Source organism: Glutamicibacter sp. MNS18 (assembly GCF_026107515.2).
Classification (GTDB): domain Bacteria; phylum Actinomycetota; class Actinomycetes; order Actinomycetales; family Micrococcaceae; genus Glutamicibacter.
In genome coordinates this window covers 199,758-217,075 of sequence record NZ_JAPCHW010000001.1, presented here as the reverse complement: position 1 = coordinate 217,075, position 17,318 = coordinate 199,758, and the positions used below count along the sequence as shown (strand labels likewise).

The window sequence follows — 17,318 nt, the reverse complement described above, 5'->3', positions numbered from 1 at the left end:
TCTATTCAACGTGCGGCCGCACGCGGTTGTTCCGCCCCGCGGCTATCACCTGCATCACGACCCGCAAGGGCCCCGTGGGCGCCTCCGGCCTGTGCTCGGCGCCGTCACCGTGGTTGACATCGTGCCTGCGGACTACGTCCAATGGGAACCATGGACTTCGCCCAACTGTTGCACGACCACGAGCTCAAGGCCACCGGTGCGCGCGTCGCCCTGCTCCAGGCGCTGGCCCGTGAACCGCACCTGAGCGCCGAGCAACTCGAACAACAACTGGCCAGCCAGCAGACGAAGCTCAGTGGCCAGGCGGTGTACAACGCGCTCAACGAGCTGACCGAGCACGGGATCCTGCGCCGGTTCACGATCCCCTCCACCTCGGCGCGCTACGAGATCGACCCGAAGGACAACCACCACCATGCGGTGTGCAACCGCTGCGGCAGGATCGAGAACGTACCCTGCGCCCACGGTTCGGCCCCCTGTTTCCATCCCGGCGGGGCAACCAGCTTCAGCATCCACATTGCCGATGTGTTGTTCTACGGCCAGTGCAAGAACGGTTGTGGGCCCGGCAGCGCACCCGGCGGTATCCATTAGCCGGGAATATTTCGCTTTGACCACTGGTTATGGGCAGTGATGCGGTATCTGCCCGGGACAAGGGACGATAGCGCCTTGTCCCGTCACCGCGCACTTCGTAGAAATTGAGCCACCGATGAATCGAGCCGTCGCTGCGACGCCGCGTTCACCCCGCAGTATCGGGATCCTTCAAGGCACCTCGGCCTATCTCATTTGGGGACTGCTGCCGCTGTACTTCCTGCTGCTGCCGCAGATCTCGGCCTTCGAGTTCGTGGCCGTGCGGATCGTCTTCTCCCTGCTGTTCTGTTTCCTGTTACTGGCCCTGACCCGGCAAGTTCCGGCATTGATCGGAATCCTGCGTGATCGGCGGACCACCGGAAGGTTGGTGATCGCCAGTGTGCTGATCGCCGTGAACTGGACGCTGTACGCCTTTGCCGTACTGACTGGCCATGTTCTGGAGGCCTCCCTGGGGTATTTCATCAACCCGCTGGTCGCGATCGCACTGGGCGTGCTGGTGCTCAAGGAAAAACTGACAGGGCTGCAGTGGGTGGCCATCGGTTTCGCCCTGGTTGCCGTGGTGGTGCTTTCCCTCGGCTTGGGCCGGATGCCGTGGATCTCGCTGGGGTTGGCGTTTTCCTTCGGTTTGTACGGCCTGGTGAAGAACCAGGTGGGCCAGAAGGGCACGGCCCTGGCAACACTCAGCGTGGAAACCATCGCGCTCACCCCGCTGGCGTTGGTTTTTGTCCTGATCCTGGCCGGTCAGGGGCAGTCCGCCCTGGCCAATGGCAGCGCGGCGACCTTCTGGCTACTGACTACCAGTGGCGTTATCACCGCGGTTCCGTTGATCCTCTTTGGTGGTGCGGCGCGCCGGCTTCCGTTGAGCACCCTGGGGTCCCTGCAGTTCCTCGCCCCGATCGGGCAGTTCCTGTTGGGGTTGTTCGTCTTCCACGAGGTCATGCAGGTCGAACGCTGGGTGGGTTTCATCCTGGTCTGGATCGCGGTGGTGCTGATCATCATCGACATGGTCCGTGCCCCGGGGACCGGGAACCTGCCCGAACCGAAATCGCTGCCCTGAGCCGTGACGCCGGTCTAATCCAGGGAACATTGCAAGGGAAGCTGTCCGCCTCGCCCCGAGGGGCCAGGCGGACAGCTTCCTGTTCGTTTACGGCGGTGTCGCCTAGGAGTGCTTGCGGATCGCGGCTTCCAGCACGTCGAACCCGTCCGCGAGCAGCTCATCGCCGATGACCAGCGGCGGCAGCAAGCGGATGACATTGCCGTAGGTGCCACAGGTCAGGATCAGCACACCCTGTTCCAGGCACTCGGCGGCGATCTTCTTGGTCAGCTCGGCATCCGGTTCGATCCCGCCGGGCTTGACGAGTTCCAGTGCCAGCATGGCACCGCGGCCACGCACATCGCCCACGGATTTCACGTCCTTGGCCAGGGCGTTGAAGCGGGCGAAGAACTTGGCCTCGATCTGCAGGGCACGGCCAGCCAGGTCCTGCTCCTCCATGAACTTGATGCTTTCCAGGGCCGCAGCGACCGCCACCGGGTTGCCACCGTAGGTACCACCCAGGCCTCCCCCATGCACCGAGTCCAGCAGTTCGGCCCGTCCAATGAGCCCGGACAGCGGCATTCCGCCGGCGATGCCCTTGGCCACGGTCACCAGGTCCGGTTCGATGCCCTCGATGTCGGAGGCGAACCAGGCACCCGCGCGGGCGAAGCCCGCCTGGACCTCGTCCGCGATGAACACGATCCCGTTGTCCTTGGCCCACTCGGCCACCCGAGGCAGGAACCCGGCGGCCGGGACAATGAACCCGCCTTCACCCTGGATCGGCTCGATGATGATCGCGGCGATCTGGTCCCCGCCGATCTGCTTCTCCATGGCCAGGATGGCGCGCTCGGCCGCTTCCTTGCCCGAGATGTTCGGGTTCTCCTCACGGAACGGGTAGCTCATCGGCATCCGGTAGATTTCCGGGGCCAGGGGGCCGAATCCGCGCTTGTACGGGGCCGCCTTGGAGGTCAGGCCCATGGTGAGGTTGGTGCGGCCGTGGTAGGCGTGGTCGAAGGCCACCACTGCCTGTCGTCCGGTGGCGACACGGGCGACCTTAACGGCATTCTCCACCGCCTCGGCGCCGGAGTTGAAGAACACCGCGCGCTTCTCGAAGCTACCGGGGGTGATCGCCGCCAGCTTCTCGGCCAGCTCGATGTAGTTCTCGTACGGTGCGACCATGAAGCAGGTGTGGGTGAAGCGGGCGGCCTGGGCAGCCACGGCCCGGGCGACGGCCGGGTTGGAGGCGCCCACGGTGGTCACGGCGATACCGGAGCCCAGGTCGATCAGCTGGTTGCCGTCGACATCGACAATGATGCCGCCATCCACGTCCGCTGCGTATACCGGCAGTGACGAAGCCACACCGGCGGCCACGGCCTTCTTCCTGCGAGCGGTGAGCTCCTGGGACTTGGGTCCTGGGAACGGTCCGGAAATAGTGCGCTTCTGCTCGATACGGTAGGTAACGTCCACAGCGAGCTCCTTTCTGTCTGTTTGCTTCTGCCGAAGGGGCGTATTCGGCAGATCGGAAGGCCAGCGTTGATGGCCGTTGTCACGAGTACTGCTTGAAGATTATTGCTTCGCTGGTGGTGTGCCAAACCATGAAGCACAGCGGCCAAAAGCAGCTTTTGTGCAGTTGCACAGAAAGAGCCCCGGCCGGCACCTTTCGCGGGGTGCCGGCCGGGGCTCCTCAACCGTTTTCTAGAGGCTGGTTGGCGCGTCGATCAGGTCGTCTTCCGGGTCATCCGGGACATCCGGATGCCGGTTCAGGTTGATCAAGGCCAGGACAAGTCCGCCCCAGATAGTGAGCATTGCCACGATCATCAGGGTGATGGAAATCGCGCTCATGGCTAGTACTCCTTTCCGGCAGGCTCAGGCAATTCTTCGCCTTCGACCTTACCCTTGTGTTCAGCGAATTCGGGATCGGCCAGCTTGGACTTCTTGCTCCACGGAACCAACGAGAGCAGGACAGCGCCGACAATCAAGGCGCCGGCCATGCCCCACCCGAAGATCCCGTTGAACCATGCCGGGTATCCCGAGTACGATTCGGAGATCTTCGTCTGGAACTCGTTGATCAGCATGTAGCCCAGGACGGCCGGACCCACACCGCCCACCAGGACCATCCATCCGGTGCCCAGCTTGATGGAGCTATGGCGGCTCAGGTGCTTGGCCAGCTTCGGCAGGGCGCCCAGTCCGGCACCGATGACAATCACCGCGACCAGGGCACAGGCCAGGATGCCGAACTGGTTCACGAAGGCATCGAGGGTGTCGAGCAGGTACAGCGACGTGGTGGTGGAGAACAACGCGATCGAGATGAGCGCGATCGGCAAGGTGACGATCAGCGTGGCAGCCTTGCGGTTCCAGCCCAGTTTGTCCTGGAACGCCGCCACAATGACTTCGAGGATCGAAATCAGCGAGGTCAATCCGGCAAAGACCAGGGACCCGAAGAAGAGCACCCCGAGCAATGACCCGAACGGCGCCTCCGAAACGATGGTCGGGAAGGCGATGAATGCCAACCCGATACCGCCGGAAACCACCTCGTCAACAGCGGCACTCGCGTTGTAGGCCATGAAGCCCAGGGCGGCGAAAACACCGATACCGGCCAGGATCTCGAAGCCGGAGTTGGCGAACGCGACCACGTAGCCCGAACCGGTCAGGTCGGTCTTGCGGCGCAGGTACGAGGAGTAGGTCACCATGATGCCGAAGGCCACCGACAGCGAGAAGAAGATGTGACCGAAGGCCGCAGCCCACACCCCGGGGTTCATCAGGGCTTCCCAGTTCGGTGTGAAGAAGGCGTTCAGACCGTCAATGGCACCGGGCAGGAATACCGACTGGACCACCAACAGCACGAACATGACCACCAGCAGTGGCATGAAGATGACATTGGCCCGGGCAATGCCCTTGTTCACGCCGGCCACCATGATGATCACGGTAATCGCCCAGACAGCCAGGATCGGGAAGAAGACCGCCGAGACGATATCGAAGGATACGGTGACTTCACCGGCAACCTGCAGGAACTCGCCCATGAAGAAGCCCTCGGCATCATCCCCCCAGGCCTTGGTGACGGAGAACCAGGCGTACATGGCCGCCCAGGCGATGATGGCCGCGTAGTAGATGGCGATGACGAAGCAAATAAGCACCTGCCACCAGCCGAGGACCTCGGTCTTGCGGTTGAGTCGGCGGTAGGCCAGCGGAGCGGAACCGCGGTAGCGGTGCCCCACCGAGTAGTCAAGGAACAGCAGTGGGATACCGGCGCACAGGATCGCCACCAGGTACGGGATAAGGAATGCGCCACCACCGTTTTCATAGGCAACGTAGGGGAAACGCCAGATGTTCCCCAAGCCGGCGGCGGAACCAATGGCCGAAAGGATGAACAGCTTGCGGGAGGAGAAAACCTCCCGCTTTGCACCGGCCACGGGTGCGCCTTGGGTAGAAGATGGAGTGTTCATGTGATTAACGTAACCCACTTGCGTCACGCTGTGTGCATTTTTTGGCAACGATCTGCGATCAACATCCTTGTCCGCCAGCGAAACGCGCACAATCCAAGGCCTAAACTTGATGCATGGCAATCACCCTCGCGAACTTGTTTGAGCATGAAGAGCTGGCATTGCGCCCATTGAATGACTTTTCGACCACGTCGGAGACATCCATCACGTGGGGTGCGGTCACCGAGCTGCTGGACCCTTCGGAGTTCCTCACGGGTGAGGAAATCGTGTTGACCACCGGTGTTAGGCAGAAGACCACAGCCAGCCAACGGGAATTCGTGCACCGGCTGGCCAGAAACGGCGTCATCGCCCTGGGGTTCGGCACCGGGCTGGGGCACCGGAACGTACCGCAAACAGTGGTCAAGACCGCACAGGAAGTAGGCCTTCCCGTGTTCGAGGTGCCCTACGAAACCCCCTTCGCGGCCATTACCAAGCTCATCGCCGAGGAACAACACCGTTTGCATGTCCGGCAATTGCAGCAGTTGCTGCGCTCCCACCAGCAACTGACCCGGACCCTGCTGTCGGCCAACCTGTCCAGCATGTTGGCCGAGTTGTCCAAGATGCTCGGAACTGCGGTCGCCGTGTCCCTGTACGGGACACAAATCCACGGGCCCGATCTGTCCACAGGACGTTGGCACGAGGTTCCGGTGGCCACGGGCATGCGCGACAAGTGCACCTTGTACCTGGCCGAACCCTACCGGCATCACGGGTTGGTCGAGTACGCCCAGTCACTCATCGGCTTGGAGATGGCCAATAAATCACGGCTACGCGAATCGCAACGCGCCGCCAACGGCCAGATCCTCGAGGACCTGGTGGCAGGCACCGTGGAAGGCCCCGAGGGCACCGCCCGGTTGCGGTCCCTGGGGCTGGACACCCGGCAAAACCATGTGGTGATCCTCATCCAGGCCGGTTCCCCGGGCTCGCTCTTGCACCGCCTTCCGCTGCCACCCTTGCTCGATGGACAGGTGGTGTGCAGCATCGAGGACAAACTGGGGCTGCTGGTTCCCACCGACCTGAGCCGGCAGGCTGTGGAGCTGCTGGACAAGTACCTGCAAACAGCGGAAGTTTCCGCCCAGATCGGGTTCGGTGGCAGCTATGCCCATGTCAATGGGGTGCGCTGGAGCTACTATGAGGCGTTGGAGGCCCTGCGCCATGGGGAACGGGTCAACACACCGGCCAAGTTGTCCCTCACCTCGCTGCTGCTCACCGCCCGTGACGTGCCGATCCAGGATCTGGCGCAGGAGGCCCTGGGACCCCTGCAGAAGTTCGACACCGCGAACAAGGGTGAACTGCTCAAGACCCTGCGTGAGTACTTCAAATTGGACGGGTCGGTCGGCGCGGTAGCCGAGTCCTTGGGCCTGCACCGCAACACCGTTCGCTACCGCATGCAACAGATCACCGACCTGTCCGGTTACGATCCCACGGTCACTGGTGACCGTGTGCAACTGTGGATTGCCCTCAGTGCACTGGAACTGGCCTGATTCTCGATAGGATAAAGACATGGCTGACATGTTCCTTGAGAAGTTCCGTTCCCTCGTTCCCAAATACCTCGATGACGCATGGAATGAGGCCGATGGGCTCAGTCGTGAGGAACTGGCCGAAGCGCTGGAGGAATCGCGGGTGCAGATCCCCCTGGTGTTGGAGGAGTTCTACCGTTCGCTGGGTAACTGCGATGACTTCATGGAGGCCTACCATTACTTCTTCGACCCCGAGGAGTTGGAGGTCGAAGACGGGTACCTGCTGTTCCTGGAGGACGAGGAGGAAAAGTTCGTCTGGGGTTTCAAGGCCAGCCAGACGGATGTTCCCGACCCGATCGTCTACCGTCGCAATAACTCCCGCGGGAGCTGGACCAGCGAGGAAGGCACCTTCAGCGAGTTCACCCTGGACATGTTCAGCTGGGTTTTCGAGGAGCTCAGCGCAGAGCTGGAGAATTAGTGCAGATCCCCTCCCACGCCCCGGAAGACTACCAGTGCCCGTTTTGCGAACTGCTTGGGGAACGGGAATTCAGTGCCGGGAACCTGTGCGCTCCCACGGATCTGATCTACCGCACCGAGCATGCGGCGGCGATCATGGCCTGCGACGGTTTCGGGACCTACGGCGGTCACGTGATGATCATCCCGATCCGGCATCTGGAGACCCTGTACGACCTGGATGACGTGGTCGGCGGCGCGCTGATGCGCGAAACCCGGCGCATTGCCCTGGCCATGAAACTGGCGTGGAACCCGGAGGGGACCAGCACCAGACAGCACAACGAGCCTGCCGGGAACCAGCACGTCTGGCACTATCACCAGCACGTGTTCCCGCGCTACACCGACGACATGCTCTACCGGCAGCTACGCCACCGGGTTCCGGTGCAGGTCCGCGCGGAGAAAGCCGACCAGCTGAGGGTCGCGGTGTTCTCGAACCAGCACCCGATGAGGCTGCTTGATAACCAGGCCATATTCTAGTCGCCGGATAGCCGGTGTTCCCATCTTGCATCCGGTTGCCGGATCCGTTTAACCGCAAAATGGCAGCCCGGCCGGGCTGCCATTTGCATTGCATGTCGTTGGGGGTGCTGTTCAGCTTTCCCTGGTGACCACCGCATCGGCGAAGGCGACCAGCGCACTTTTCACCGTGCCCGTCGGCAACGGATCCAGCACCTTGATGGCGTCGTCGGCCCACTGCCGGGCGACCTCCCACGCCTGCTGGGTGGCCGGGTGGGAACTGACCGCGGCAACCGCCTCGGCCAAGGCCTGGTCACTGGTCAGGTCCCCATCCACGAGTTCCAAGGCGGCAATCGCGGCCTGGTCGCCGGCGTCGGCGGCCTCACGCAATTTGAGTACCGGCAGGGTCGGGACCTCTTCGCGCAGGTCCGTGCCCGGGGTCTTGCCCGAATCGGTACCGGTAGCGACCAGGTCGATCACGTCATCGGCCACCTGGAAGGCCACACCGATCTTCTCACCGTATTCGCGCAGGATCTCAATGTACTCGGGGCGCTGGCCGAAACGGGCGCCAAAGGCCCCCGAGGTAGCCAACAGCGAAGCGGTCTTGTCGCTGATCACCTGCAGGTGGTGCTTGATGGGGTCGTCCGATTCCCGTGGGCCGATCCATTCATGCAGCTGCCCCAGGCAGAGCCGTTCGAAGGTGCGCGACTGCCAGCTCACCGCTTCCGGACCCAGTTCCGCACCCAGCACCGAGGCGCGGGCGAAGATCAGGTCCCCGGCCAGGATGGCCACGGAGTTGCCCCACACCTCGTGGGCGGTCGGGGCCCCGCGTCGCATCGGGGCAGAATCCATCACGTCATCGTGGTACAGGGTGGCCAGATGGGTCAGTTCCACCACTGCGGCGGCCTTGATGACCTCGTCATTGATTCCCTCACCCAACAAGGAGGTGAGCAGAACCAGCAGTGGACGTACCCGCTTGCCGCCGGCTTCCACCAGGTGGCGGGACGAGGCGTCAATGAGCGGGTCGGAATTGGCGATCGCATCACGCAACAGCTTTTCGACCTTGGCCAGCCCGGTGGAGACCGCGGGACCGAATTCCGGGTCCTCGGCAATGGGCGCGAAACCAGCTGGAAGATTAAAGGACGCGGCCAAAACCGCGGTTTCGGGATTCAGCTCTATCGAGTCCGGTACCTGGTGTCCGGCTGCAGTCCAGTTGCTTTTCGAATCAGTCACTGTTTTACGGCTTACTTATCTTTCAACGGGTTCGGTTATCGTCCGATGCGGACTGCTCGGCAGCTCACCGCTTCCGAAACTCCTATCACTCTAGCCGATGAACCCCTCGCCATGCTCTTTGGCTCACGTATTGCCCGGCATTTGTCCGGCCTCCACCCCCAGGACGTGAGCGGGGACTCGGTCCCGGGTGAGTCCCGACACGGCCACTGACCGGAGGATCCTGTTCGGCGGTAGGCTTAGCCCTATCATGTCTGCAGATTTGCCCGTCTTTTCCCCTGCCCCGGTACGGGACGAACTTCCCGTCCTGTCGAGCGTGACCTTCAGCTTCGAACGCACCGGCCAAGCCTTCATCATCGATGCCCTGCGTCACCGGGCCATGGTCTGGACCCGCCAGGGCAACGGGCTGGTGGGACTTGGTTCCGTCGCCAGGATCACCACCGGTGGCCCGCAGCGCTTCGCCCAGGCACGGGCCTGGCTCACCGACGTGCTCGCCCGGGCTACCGTCATCGATCCGATCAACCGGCCAGGCAGCGGCCCGGTGGCCTTCGGGGCCTTCGCCTTCTCCTACACCAGCACCTACGCCTCGCGTCTGGTCATCCCCGAGGTCATTTTCGGCAAGGACGGGAACCTGTCATGGATCACCCTGACCAGTGACACCATGCCGGTCTCGGAATTAAGCTATGAATACGCCGTCCGACGCGCCGAGGAGCTGCTGGAGCAGGCCGCGTTTACCGGTGCCCCGCACGGATCCATCAGCCTGCTGCCGGGGCAACTGACCGCCGGCTCCTACCTGGAAGCGGTCACCCGGGCCCTGGAGGTGCTGGAAGGCGATGAGATCTCCAAACTGGTGCTCTCCCGGGATGTGATTGCCCGTAGCACCGGGGGCATCAACCTGGCGGATGTGATCCTCGAGCTGATCAAGGGCTACGACAACTGCTGGACCTATGCGGTGGATGGGTTGGTCGGGGCAACCCCGGAAATGCTGGTCCGGGTCACCAATGGCAGGGCCGAGGCGCGGGTCCTGGCCGGCACACTGGATCGGGCCACCGCGCCGGTGGGCGACCAGAGCTATCCGCACCGCGAACTGTTCCAGGATCCCAAGCAACGAGTGGAACACCAGCTGGCCATCGATTCGCTGACCCTGGCGCTGGACCCCATTTCCCATGGCATGTGTGCCCCCGGGGAACCCTTCATCCTGGAACTGCCCAATGTGTGGCATCTGGCCAGTGACGTTAATGCCCAGTTGCGTCCGGGAAGCAACGGGCGGTTCCCCACCGCACTGGATATCGCGGAGATCTTCCATCCCACCGCAGCGGTCTGCGGTACCCCGACCAAGCAAGCGGGCGCCGTCCTGCGCCGGCTTGAAGGATTGGACCGCGGGCCGTACGCCGGGCCGGTCGGCTGGATCGATTCCCGCGGCGATGGCGAATTCGGCATTGCGTTACGCGGAGGGGTGCTGGAGGACGAGCACAGTATGCGCTTGTACGCCGGATGCGGCATCGTCCAGGGCTCGGATCCGGAATCCGAATTGGCCGAGTCCTGGGCCAAGATGCGCCCCATGCTCCAGGCCCTGCACGCCGAACGCTGAGCCTCGGACACCGCGGCCCGCCACTGCAGCCCACGCTGCGGGGTGCAGTGGCTTGCGGGCATGAACCGGCCTTGCCCGCGTTGGCACGGCCCCAGGGGCCTCCCGTCGTGTGGACATTCTTCATGGAAATCGGGCGTACGGGCCCCTTGGGTCTTGCCATGAACCCCTCACAGCGCGCTTTGTGCGGGAATTGCCCGGTGGCCGACCACACCTGTTCTTTTGGCCCTAAGCTGGGCAGATGACACCGATGGGCCATCAAACATGATGAAACTCACCGGAAGTTACCCCATGAGGCCAAGCATTGCTAATGCTGGCACGACACTCTGTGATGAGAGTCTCACCCTTGTCGTGCCATGGTTATGATTATGACGACGCCTTGTCACTCGCATTACCTGAAAGTAGGTTCCGCCCTTATGCGTCCCTTCAAGAAGAACGTATTGTCCGGTCTCGCCGTTGGATCCGTCGCGCTGATCGCGCTGACCGCCTGCGGCGGCTCGGCCTCGAATGAAAACACCGATGAAGGCACGGCCGACGGTTTCACCCCGCGCGAAGCCGGCAAGCTGACCATGTGCTCGGACATCCCCTACGAGCCCTTCGAATTCAACCGTGACGGCGAAGTCGTTGGCCTGGATGTGGATATTGCCAAGGAGATCGCCAGCGATCTGGACCTGGAACTGAATATCATCGCTTCGAGCTTCGACTCGATCGAATCCGGCCTGTTCAGCACCCAGTGTGATCTGGCGATCTCCTCGATCTCCATCACCGAACCCCGCCAGGCCAATATGGACTTCTCGGATCCCTACCTGGATGACGACCTGATGCTGGTGGCGCGCAAGGACTCTGGAATCACCGATCTGGAATCGGCCAAGGGCAAGAGGGTCGGCGTGCAGCAGGCCACCACCGGTGAGAAGTTCGCCCGCGAAGAGGGCCTGGATACCACCGGGTACGAGGACAGCGGTTTGCAGCTGCAGGCCCTGGATACCAACCAGGTCGATGCGGCGTTGGGCAACCAGTCGGTGCTGCGCTACGCGATTGCGGATAACGACAACTTCGAGATCGTCGAGGAAATCACCACCGGCGAGAAGCTGGGTGTGGCGGTTCCGAAGGACAGCGCCGATTTGCTGGCCAGCGTGAACTCCACCCTGGAACGCCTGAGCACCTCGGGCGACCTGGACGCCATGATCGACGAATGGCTCGGCCAGAAGTAGCCAGGCGTCCCGGCGGTTGAAGCAACCGCCGACCGTTCGCTTCGAAGAACCCCGCGCGGCGGTGTCCGACCCGTTGACACCGCCGCGCCACTATTTCCGTGAGGTTTACCCATGGCCATGACCACAAGTCAACGGGCCCGGATCAGCAAGATCGTCCAGGCCATCATCTTTGTCGCCGTCATCACGACCCTCGTCATCGTGGCCGACTGGCCCAAGATCCGCACCTCCTTCTTCGCCTTCGAGAAGCTCGGGCCGATGTTCCCGGACCTGCTGCTGGTCGGCTTGAAGAACACCATCTTCTACACCGTCATCTCCTTCGCCTTCGGCCTGTCCCTGGGCCTGGTGCTGGCGCTGATGAAAATGGCCAGCTTCGCCCCCTACCGATGGCTGGCTACCGGCTTCATCGAGTTCTTCCGCGGCGTGCCGGCCATCCTGGTGCTGTTGGCCTTCGGCTTCGGTGTCCCGGCCGCGTTCCCTGAAGCCAAATGGCCCTTCGCCGTGACGGTGATGCTCTCCCTGGGCCTGGTGGCCGCAGCCTACATTGCAGAGACCCTGCGGGCGGGCCTGCAGGCAGTGCCGCGGGGCCAGACCGAAGCGGCCCGGTCCCTGGGTATGCCAGCCTGGCGTGCCATGGTCACCATCGTGATCCCGCAGGCCTTCAAAATTGTGCTGCCGCCATTGACCAACGAAATGATCCTGCTGACCAAGGACTCCTCGTTGGCCTTCATCCTGGGCATGACCGCGGCCCAGTACGAAATGACCAAATTCGGTCGTGAGGGCATTACCTCGCTGGGTGCGGGGATCACCCCGCTGATTGTGGCCGGTGCGCTCTACCTGGTCATTACCATTCCGTTGAGCCTGATCACCCGCCGTTTCGAGAACTCCTCGGCACGGACCAAGCGCTAGGAGCACAGAGCATGAGCAAGATCGAGAAAAATCCCGTGTTCCAGGCCGCCGGCGCCACCATCAGCGACCTGCGCAAGTCCTATGGCAATAACGAGGTACTCAAGGGCATCAGCCTGGAGGTCAAGCCCGGCGAGGTGGTCTGCCTGATCGGCCCCTCGGGCTCAGGGAAGTCCACCCTGCTGCGCTGCGTGAACCTGCTGGAGAAGCCCAACGGCGGCACCATCCACGTAGGCGGATTCGAGGCCACCGACCCGGAAGTCGACCTGGACCGCATGCGGCAGAACGTGGGCATGGTCTTCCAGCAGTTCAACCTGTTCCCGCACCTGACCGTGCTGCAGAATTGCACCGTGGCCCAGCTCAAGGTGCTCAAGCGCTCATCGTCCGAGGCGAAGAAGATCGCCGCCGAGAACCTGGAGCGGGTGGGATTGGGTGACTTTGGTGCCCGCTACCCCGACCAGCTCTCCGGCGGCCAGCAGCAGCGTGTGGCCATTGCCCGCGCACTGTCGATGAATCCGACCCTGATGCTCTTCGACGAGCCGACCAGCGCCCTGGACCCGGAAACCGTCGGCGAGGTGCTGGCCATCATGAAGACCCTGGCCAAGGCCGGGATGACCATGCTCGTGGTGACCCACGAGATGGCCTTCGCCAAGGAAGTCGCCGACCGTGTGGTGTTCATGGACGGCGGCGTCGTGGTGGAGGAGGGTCCGGCCGCGGAGGTTATCGGCAACCCTCAGCAGCCGCGGACCCAGGATTTCCTGCGCCGTGTCCTGGATCCGACCCACGTGGATATCTGATCCCCGCCCCTGCTCCGGCACCGTGTGCCGGAACCGGCAAAGGCCGTAACCCCCACCGGGGTTGCGGCCTTTGCCGTCCCTGTGGCCCAGCGACTTCCCGCTCAGGTCATCAGGTGCCCGGGCCAGGACAGACCGGCGATGTGCCGGCCCAGGTCCAGGGTGTGCCGGCGGCGGTTCTCACGTCCGGCGCGGACCTCGATGATCCGCACCCCGGCCGGTTGCCCCGCAGCGAGCAGTTCGTTGAAGTCCCCGGGGCCGGCCGGGGCCCGGTACTCCCACCCGTAGGCGGCGGCCAGCGCATCGATCCGGGCCCGGTGCGGCGTGGCGAACAGCCGTTCCACGGTCTGGCCGTAGTGACCGGAGTCGTGCACGGCCCCGTGTTCCAGGGTGGAGAAAATCGCCCCGCCGGCGTCGTTGTAGACCACCAGGTCCAGCGACGGAACGGGTTCCCCGGGAGCCAGCAGCAGGGAGCCGGCATCATGCAGGAAGGTGATGTCCCCCAGTACCACCCGGGTCGCCTCCCCGCTACCCCGGGCAATTCCCAGGGCGGTGGCGATGCTGCCATCGATCCCGGCCAGCCCCCGGTTGGCGTACACCCGGGGCCCGGGCAGTTCCTCGGGTCGGGCGGCCAGGTCGAAGTCGCGGATGATGTTCGAGGAACCGATGAACAGCGGACCCTGGCGGTGCTTCCACAGGTCCCGGGCCACCTGGTAGCCGCTGAAGCAGTCACCGGTTTCCCGGCGGCCGGCGATTGCCTCGGCCTGGTACTCCAACTCCTGCCACGCTTCCAACCACCCCGGCGGGGCGCTTCCGGCGAAATCCGCCAGCTCACCGGCATCGGTGATGACCCGTTCCCGGCGCCGTCCCGGTTCGTACCAGGAGACCGGACCGGGCTGCCAGCTGGCACTGGTGATGTCCCGGTCAGCCAGCAGCCGGGCCACCGGGCGGCTGAGCGTGGGCCGGCCAAAGAGCACCACCCGTTCAATGTGTTCGGCGGCCACGGCCAGCAGCAGCCGGTAATGGCCCAATGCGTGGGCCGAAAACCGGGCGTTGGAGGAGGGCTCGGCCAGCAACGGAAGTCCCAGTGTCCGTGCGAAGTGCTGGGCCTGGATCCCGGCACCGTGTCCCGCCAGAACCACCGTGCGCCGTGGGGAACCGGCTGCGGCACCCCACCGGGTCGGATTCCCGGTCGCCGGGGCCGACCAGTTCCCGGGAACCAACTGCCTGGTCCAGGCTTGTGCACCGATCAGGGAATCCGCTTCAGGGACCAGTGGATCCCGGAATTGCAGGTTCAGCTGGGCCGGACCTGCAGGGTGCTCGCGGTCCCCGGCGAGCGCGGCCAGCGCCTGCTCCACGGCGTGCCGGGGCCGGTGACCGGCCGGGACGTTGAGGCTGGCGCGGGTGTGCCGGGCGAACAGATCGCGTTGATCGGTGGTCTGGCTGGCTCCGGTCCCCTGGAGTTCCGCTGGGCGATCCGCGCTGAGTACCAGTAACGGGGTGCCGCTGTGGTGGGCTTCCATGATGGCTGGCAGCAGTTCACCTACCGCGGTCCCGGAGGTGACGATGATCCCCACAGGTCGTCCGCTGGCCTGGGCCAGTCCCAGGGCCATGAATCCGGCGGAGCGTTCGTCGATGCGCACATGTACGCTCAGCAGACCCGCGGCTTCGGCTTCGGCGGCCGCGTACGCCAGCGGGGCGCTGCGCGATCCCGGGGAAAGCAGCAGATCCCTCAGCCCGGCAGTGCTGAGCCCGGCCAGGACCTGACGGGCCGTGGACACCGCGGATAGTTCCCCGGCCGGTTCAGCGGTCAGTGGCGGGGCGGCGGCTGGATTTTGCTGTGTGCACACAGCATCCAGTCTAGGCGTTCGGCCACGGGTCCGGACCCCGCCTTGATCTGCGTCACTGCGGGGTCCGGGCCGGGACGGACTAGTTGCTGCGCGGGAAGTTCCATCCCCTGCGGTAGACCTGGACCACGCTGGGACGTGGCCCGTGGAATTCACCGCGTTTGGCCCGCACCGGTGAGGCCACGAAGTCAGGGAACAGGGATTGCGGTTCGGCATAGGTGCCGCCCTCCCCCGGGTGCTGCACCGCCACGAACACCGAACGTTCTTCATCGCGCACCACAGGTCCGCAGGTTTCCGCACCGGTGGGCACGGCCAGGAACTGCTCGACGCGGCCGCGCTGTTCACCTTCCAGCGTGACCTTGTGCAGCGCATCGGAGTACCCGATGGTGCTCGGGGCCCCATCGGTGGAGATCCACAGGTTGCCCAGCGAATCAAAGGCCAGGTTGTCCGGGCAGGAGATCGGGGAGACCTTCTCGGCCGGATAACCGGAGAAGTAGGTGGAGGAGTCGAATCTCGGGTCACCGGCCACCAACAGGATATTCCACACGAAGTCGGTGGCGGTGGCGTCCTGCGGGTTTTCGCCCAGTTCCAGTACGTGCCCGTCCCGGTTGCGCAGCCGCGGGCTGACCTCGGTGGCGCCCTCGGTACCCGTTTCCCCGCGATCGGTGTTGTTGGTCAACGCCACGTACACCTTGCCGGTGACCGGACTGGGTTCCACGTCCTCGGGACGATCGAGTTTGGTGGCCCCGGCCCGGTCCGCGGCCAGCCGGGTGAAGACCAGCACTTCGTCCACGCTCATGCCCTCCACCTTGGAAACACCGTCCTGGACCAGGGGCACCCAGCGTCCGGTCCCGTCGAAGGAGCCATCGGCCGGTACGGCCCCGCTGCCGTCGATTTGTTCGGCCGGGGAATTGCCGGCGAAGGTCGCCACGTACAGGTCCCCTGCCGAGAGCAGACGCATGTTGTGGGCGCGGTCCCCTTCACGGTAGGTCTCATGGGAAACGAACTTGTACAGGTACTCGAACCGGGAATCATCCCCGGAATAGGCGATGACCTTCCCGTTCTCGGCGATGCGGACGTTGGCACCCTCGTGCTTGAAGCGGCCCAGGCTGGTGTGTTTCACCGGGATCGATTCCGGGTCCTGCGGGTCGATTTCCACGATCCAGCCGAAGCGGTGCGCCTCGTTCTCGTAGCCCTCATGGTGCAGGCCGAACCGTGGCTCGGTATGCTCCCAGCCACGTTCGGTCTCCTCGGGTTTGATCCCGTAGCGCGCCTCCTGTTCGGTGCCGCGTCCGCGGAAGTACTGGTCGAAGTTCTCCTCCCCGGTCAGCACGGTCCCCCATGGGGTGGTGCCGCCGGCGCAGTTGTTCAAGGTCCCCGAGATCCGCAGGCCCTGCGGATCGTCCTTGGTGCGCAGCAGGGCGCTGCCGGCGGCCGGGCCGTCCACGGTGAATTCACTGTCCAGGGTCAGCCGGCGGTTGCGTCCGTTGCCGCGCACATAGCTCCAACGCCGGTCATTCCAGCGCCGGGTGATCTCCACGACGCTGAACCCGTGGGCGGCCATCGCGGTGCGCCGGGCCTCATCGGGGTGGCCAGCGAGCCATTGCGGGTCGAACATCATCTCTTCATTGGTGTATTCGTGGTTGGCCACCAGCACCCCGGTGTTACCGTTCTCCCCGTCCGGCAGGATGTCCAGGTAATCGCAGTTGTAGCCGAACTGCTGGGATTGGGCCCGCGCCGACTGGTTTGCGGCATCGAAGTTCGGGCTGTGGCCGAACAGGGGGTCTCCCCAACGGATGATGGCCCTCCAGTCGTACCCCTCGGGCACGCTCATGGTATCCACCGACCGGGACACCGGGCCGATGGCGGTGAACGGCAGCTTCCCGCTGCCCGGCGTGACCGGGGCGGTGCCAGCCTGGGCAGCCGGGGCGGACAGCCGCTGGGGTCCCACCACCAGTGCGGCGGCGCCCAGGGCTCCGAGCCCCAGGACCTTCCGGCGGCTGAGCGCGGCATCGGCGATGTCCTTGAAGTAGGCGTTCTCCGAGGTGTTCGAGTACGGCTGTGCGCATGCGTCACCGCATTTGTAGTGGCAGGTCGCAGCCGACCGGTTACCCCGGGTGTGGCCTTGCATCGGCAGGAGCCGGCGGGAAGATTCCATGATGGTTCACTTTCATTGGTGGTACTCGCATCGCCCGGTGTGGTGCGGGCGAATCGAGCGTCGCAGGGGA

General features: G+C 64.2%; 15 protein-coding genes. 9 read left to right on the top strand and 6 right to left on the bottom strand.

Annotation, left to right across the window (positions count from 1 at the left end):
• The first annotated feature begins 150 nt into the window (after window positions 1–150).
• Both OK351_RS01010 and rarD read left to right on the top strand, forming a co-directional pair.
• On the top strand, window positions 151–585 hold the full coding sequence (locus OK351_RS01010) for a Fur family transcriptional regulator (protein ID WP_265155473.1): 435 nt from the start codon (window positions 151–153) through the stop codon (window positions 583–585).
• A gap of 115 nt (window positions 586–700) precedes the next feature.
• On the top strand, window positions 701–1,639 hold the full coding sequence (rarD, locus tag OK351_RS01005) for an EamA family transporter RarD (protein WP_265155472.1): 939 nt from the start codon (window positions 701–703) through the stop codon (window positions 1,637–1,639).
• 102 nt (window positions 1,640–1,741) lie between these two features.
• On the opposite strand, the gene gabT is transcribed toward rarD, so the two are convergent.
• From gabT to OK351_RS00990, 3 genes are all read right to left on the bottom strand, one after another.
• The gene (gene gabT, locus OK351_RS01000) at window positions 1,742–3,082 is read right to left on the bottom strand and encodes a 4-aminobutyrate--2-oxoglutarate transaminase (protein WP_265155470.1); all 1,341 of its coding nucleotides are present in this window, start codon (window positions 3,080–3,082) and stop codon (window positions 1,742–1,744) included.
• Between the two features lie 228 nt (window positions 3,083–3,310).
• Window positions 3,311–3,457 carry a methionine/alanine import family NSS transporter small subunit gene (locus OK351_RS00995; protein ID WP_265155469.1) on the bottom strand — a complete coding sequence of 49 codons (147 nt, stop codon included), beginning with the start codon at window positions 3,455–3,457 and terminating at the stop codon, window positions 3,311–3,313.
• A gap of 2 nt (window positions 3,458–3,459) precedes the next feature.
• Window positions 3,460–5,058, bottom strand: coding sequence for a sodium-dependent transporter (locus tag OK351_RS00990; protein ID WP_265155468.1), 1,599 nt, complete (start codon window positions 5,056–5,058; stop codon window positions 3,460–3,462).
• A 113-nt stretch (window positions 5,059–5,171) separates the two neighbouring features.
• On the opposite strand from OK351_RS00990, the gene OK351_RS00985 reads away from it, so the two are divergent.
• The 3 genes from OK351_RS00985 to OK351_RS00975 are packed head-to-tail and all read left to right on the top strand — an operon-like array spanning window position 5,172 to window position 7,541.
• Window positions 5,172–6,575: a PucR family transcriptional regulator gene (locus tag OK351_RS00985; RefSeq protein WP_265155467.1), complete on the top strand. Its 1,404-nt coding sequence runs from the start codon at window positions 5,172–5,174 to the stop codon at window positions 6,573–6,575.
• A 19-nt stretch (window positions 6,576–6,594) separates the two neighbouring features.
• Complete coding sequence (locus OK351_RS00980) at window positions 6,595–7,029, top strand: hypothetical protein (RefSeq protein ID WP_265155466.1); 435 nt, start codon at window positions 6,595–6,597, stop codon at window positions 7,027–7,029.
• Window positions 7,029–7,541 carry an HIT family protein gene (locus OK351_RS00975; protein WP_265155465.1) on the top strand — a complete coding sequence of 171 codons (513 nt, stop codon included), beginning with the start codon at window positions 7,029–7,031 and terminating at the stop codon, window positions 7,539–7,541. The genes OK351_RS00980 and OK351_RS00975 overlap by 1 nt, the downstream gene beginning before the upstream one ends.
• A 111-nt stretch (window positions 7,542–7,652) precedes the next feature.
• On the opposite strand, the gene OK351_RS00970 is transcribed toward OK351_RS00975, so the two are convergent.
• Window positions 7,653–8,750, bottom strand: coding sequence for a polyprenyl synthetase family protein (locus tag OK351_RS00970; protein WP_265155464.1), 1,098 nt, complete (start codon window positions 8,748–8,750; stop codon window positions 7,653–7,655).
• 247 nt (window positions 8,751–8,997) lie between these two features.
• Between OK351_RS00970 and OK351_RS00965 the strand changes: the two genes are divergently transcribed.
• The 4 genes from OK351_RS00965 (at window position 8,998) to OK351_RS00950 (ending at window position 13,246) form a co-directional block, all read left to right on the top strand.
• Window positions 8,998–10,338: an isochorismate synthase gene (locus OK351_RS00965; protein ID WP_265155462.1), complete on the top strand. Its 1,341-nt coding sequence runs from the start codon at window positions 8,998–9,000 to the stop codon at window positions 10,336–10,338.
• 413 nt (window positions 10,339–10,751) lie between these two features.
• The gene (locus OK351_RS00960; RefSeq protein ID WP_265155461.1) at window positions 10,752–11,546 is read left to right on the top strand and encodes an ABC transporter substrate-binding protein; all 795 of its coding nucleotides are present in this window, start codon (window positions 10,752–10,754) and stop codon (window positions 11,544–11,546) included.
• Between the two features lie 111 nt (window positions 11,547–11,657).
• Window positions 11,658–12,452 (top strand): amino acid ABC transporter permease, encoded by a 795-nt coding sequence (locus OK351_RS00955; protein ID WP_265155459.1) that lies wholly within the window; start codon window positions 11,658–11,660, stop codon window positions 12,450–12,452.
• Window positions 12,453–12,463: 11 nt separating this feature from the next.
• Complete coding sequence (locus OK351_RS00950) at window positions 12,464–13,246, top strand: amino acid ABC transporter ATP-binding protein (protein ID WP_265155458.1); 783 nt, start codon at window positions 12,464–12,466, stop codon at window positions 13,244–13,246.
• A 101-nt stretch (window positions 13,247–13,347) separates the two neighbouring features.
• Here the strand turns inward: OK351_RS00950 and menD are convergent, their stop codons facing one another.
• Together menD and OK351_RS00940 are read right to left on the bottom strand one after the other, a co-directional pair.
• A complete protein-coding gene (menD, locus tag OK351_RS00945; protein WP_265155457.1) occupies window positions 13,348–15,093 on the bottom strand; it encodes a 2-succinyl-5-enolpyruvyl-6-hydroxy-3-cyclohexene-1-carboxylic-acid synthase in 1,746 nt (581 codons plus the stop codon).
• 79 nt (window positions 15,094–15,172) lie between these two features.
• A complete protein-coding gene (locus OK351_RS00940; RefSeq protein ID WP_265155456.1) occupies window positions 15,173–17,248 on the bottom strand; it encodes a PhoX family protein in 2,076 nt (691 codons plus the stop codon).
• Window positions 17,249–17,318: the final 70 nt, after the last annotated feature.

Coding starts and splice junctions, on each gene's coding strand:
- OK351_RS01010 (WP_265155473.1), top strand. CDS start 151: ATGGACTTCGCCCAACTGTTGCACGACCACGAGCTCAAGGCCACCGGT.
- rarD (WP_265155472.1), top strand. CDS start 701: ATGAATCGAGCCGTCGCTGCGACGCCGCGTTCACCCCGCAGTATCGGG.
- OK351_RS00995 (WP_265155469.1), bottom strand. CDS start 3,457: ATGAGCGCGATTTCCATCACCCTGATGATCGTGGCAATGCTCACTATC.
- OK351_RS00990 (WP_265155468.1), bottom strand. CDS start 5,058: ATGAACACTCCATCTTCTACCCAAGGCGCACCCGTGGCCGGTGCAAAG.
- OK351_RS00985 (WP_265155467.1), top strand. CDS start 5,172: ATGGCAATCACCCTCGCGAACTTGTTTGAGCATGAAGAGCTGGCATTG.
- OK351_RS00980 (WP_265155466.1), top strand. CDS start 6,595: ATGGCTGACATGTTCCTTGAGAAGTTCCGTTCCCTCGTTCCCAAATAC.
- OK351_RS00965 (WP_265155462.1), top strand. CDS start 8,998: ATGTCTGCAGATTTGCCCGTCTTTTCCCCTGCCCCGGTACGGGACGAA.
- OK351_RS00960 (WP_265155461.1), top strand. CDS start 10,752: ATGCGTCCCTTCAAGAAGAACGTATTGTCCGGTCTCGCCGTTGGATCC.
- OK351_RS00955 (WP_265155459.1), top strand. CDS start 11,658: ATGGCCATGACCACAAGTCAACGGGCCCGGATCAGCAAGATCGTCCAG.
- OK351_RS00950 (WP_265155458.1), top strand. CDS start 12,464: ATGAGCAAGATCGAGAAAAATCCCGTGTTCCAGGCCGCCGGCGCCACC.
- OK351_RS00940 (WP_265155456.1), bottom strand. CDS start 17,248: ATGGAATCTTCCCGCCGGCTCCTGCCGATGCAAGGCCACACCCGGGGT.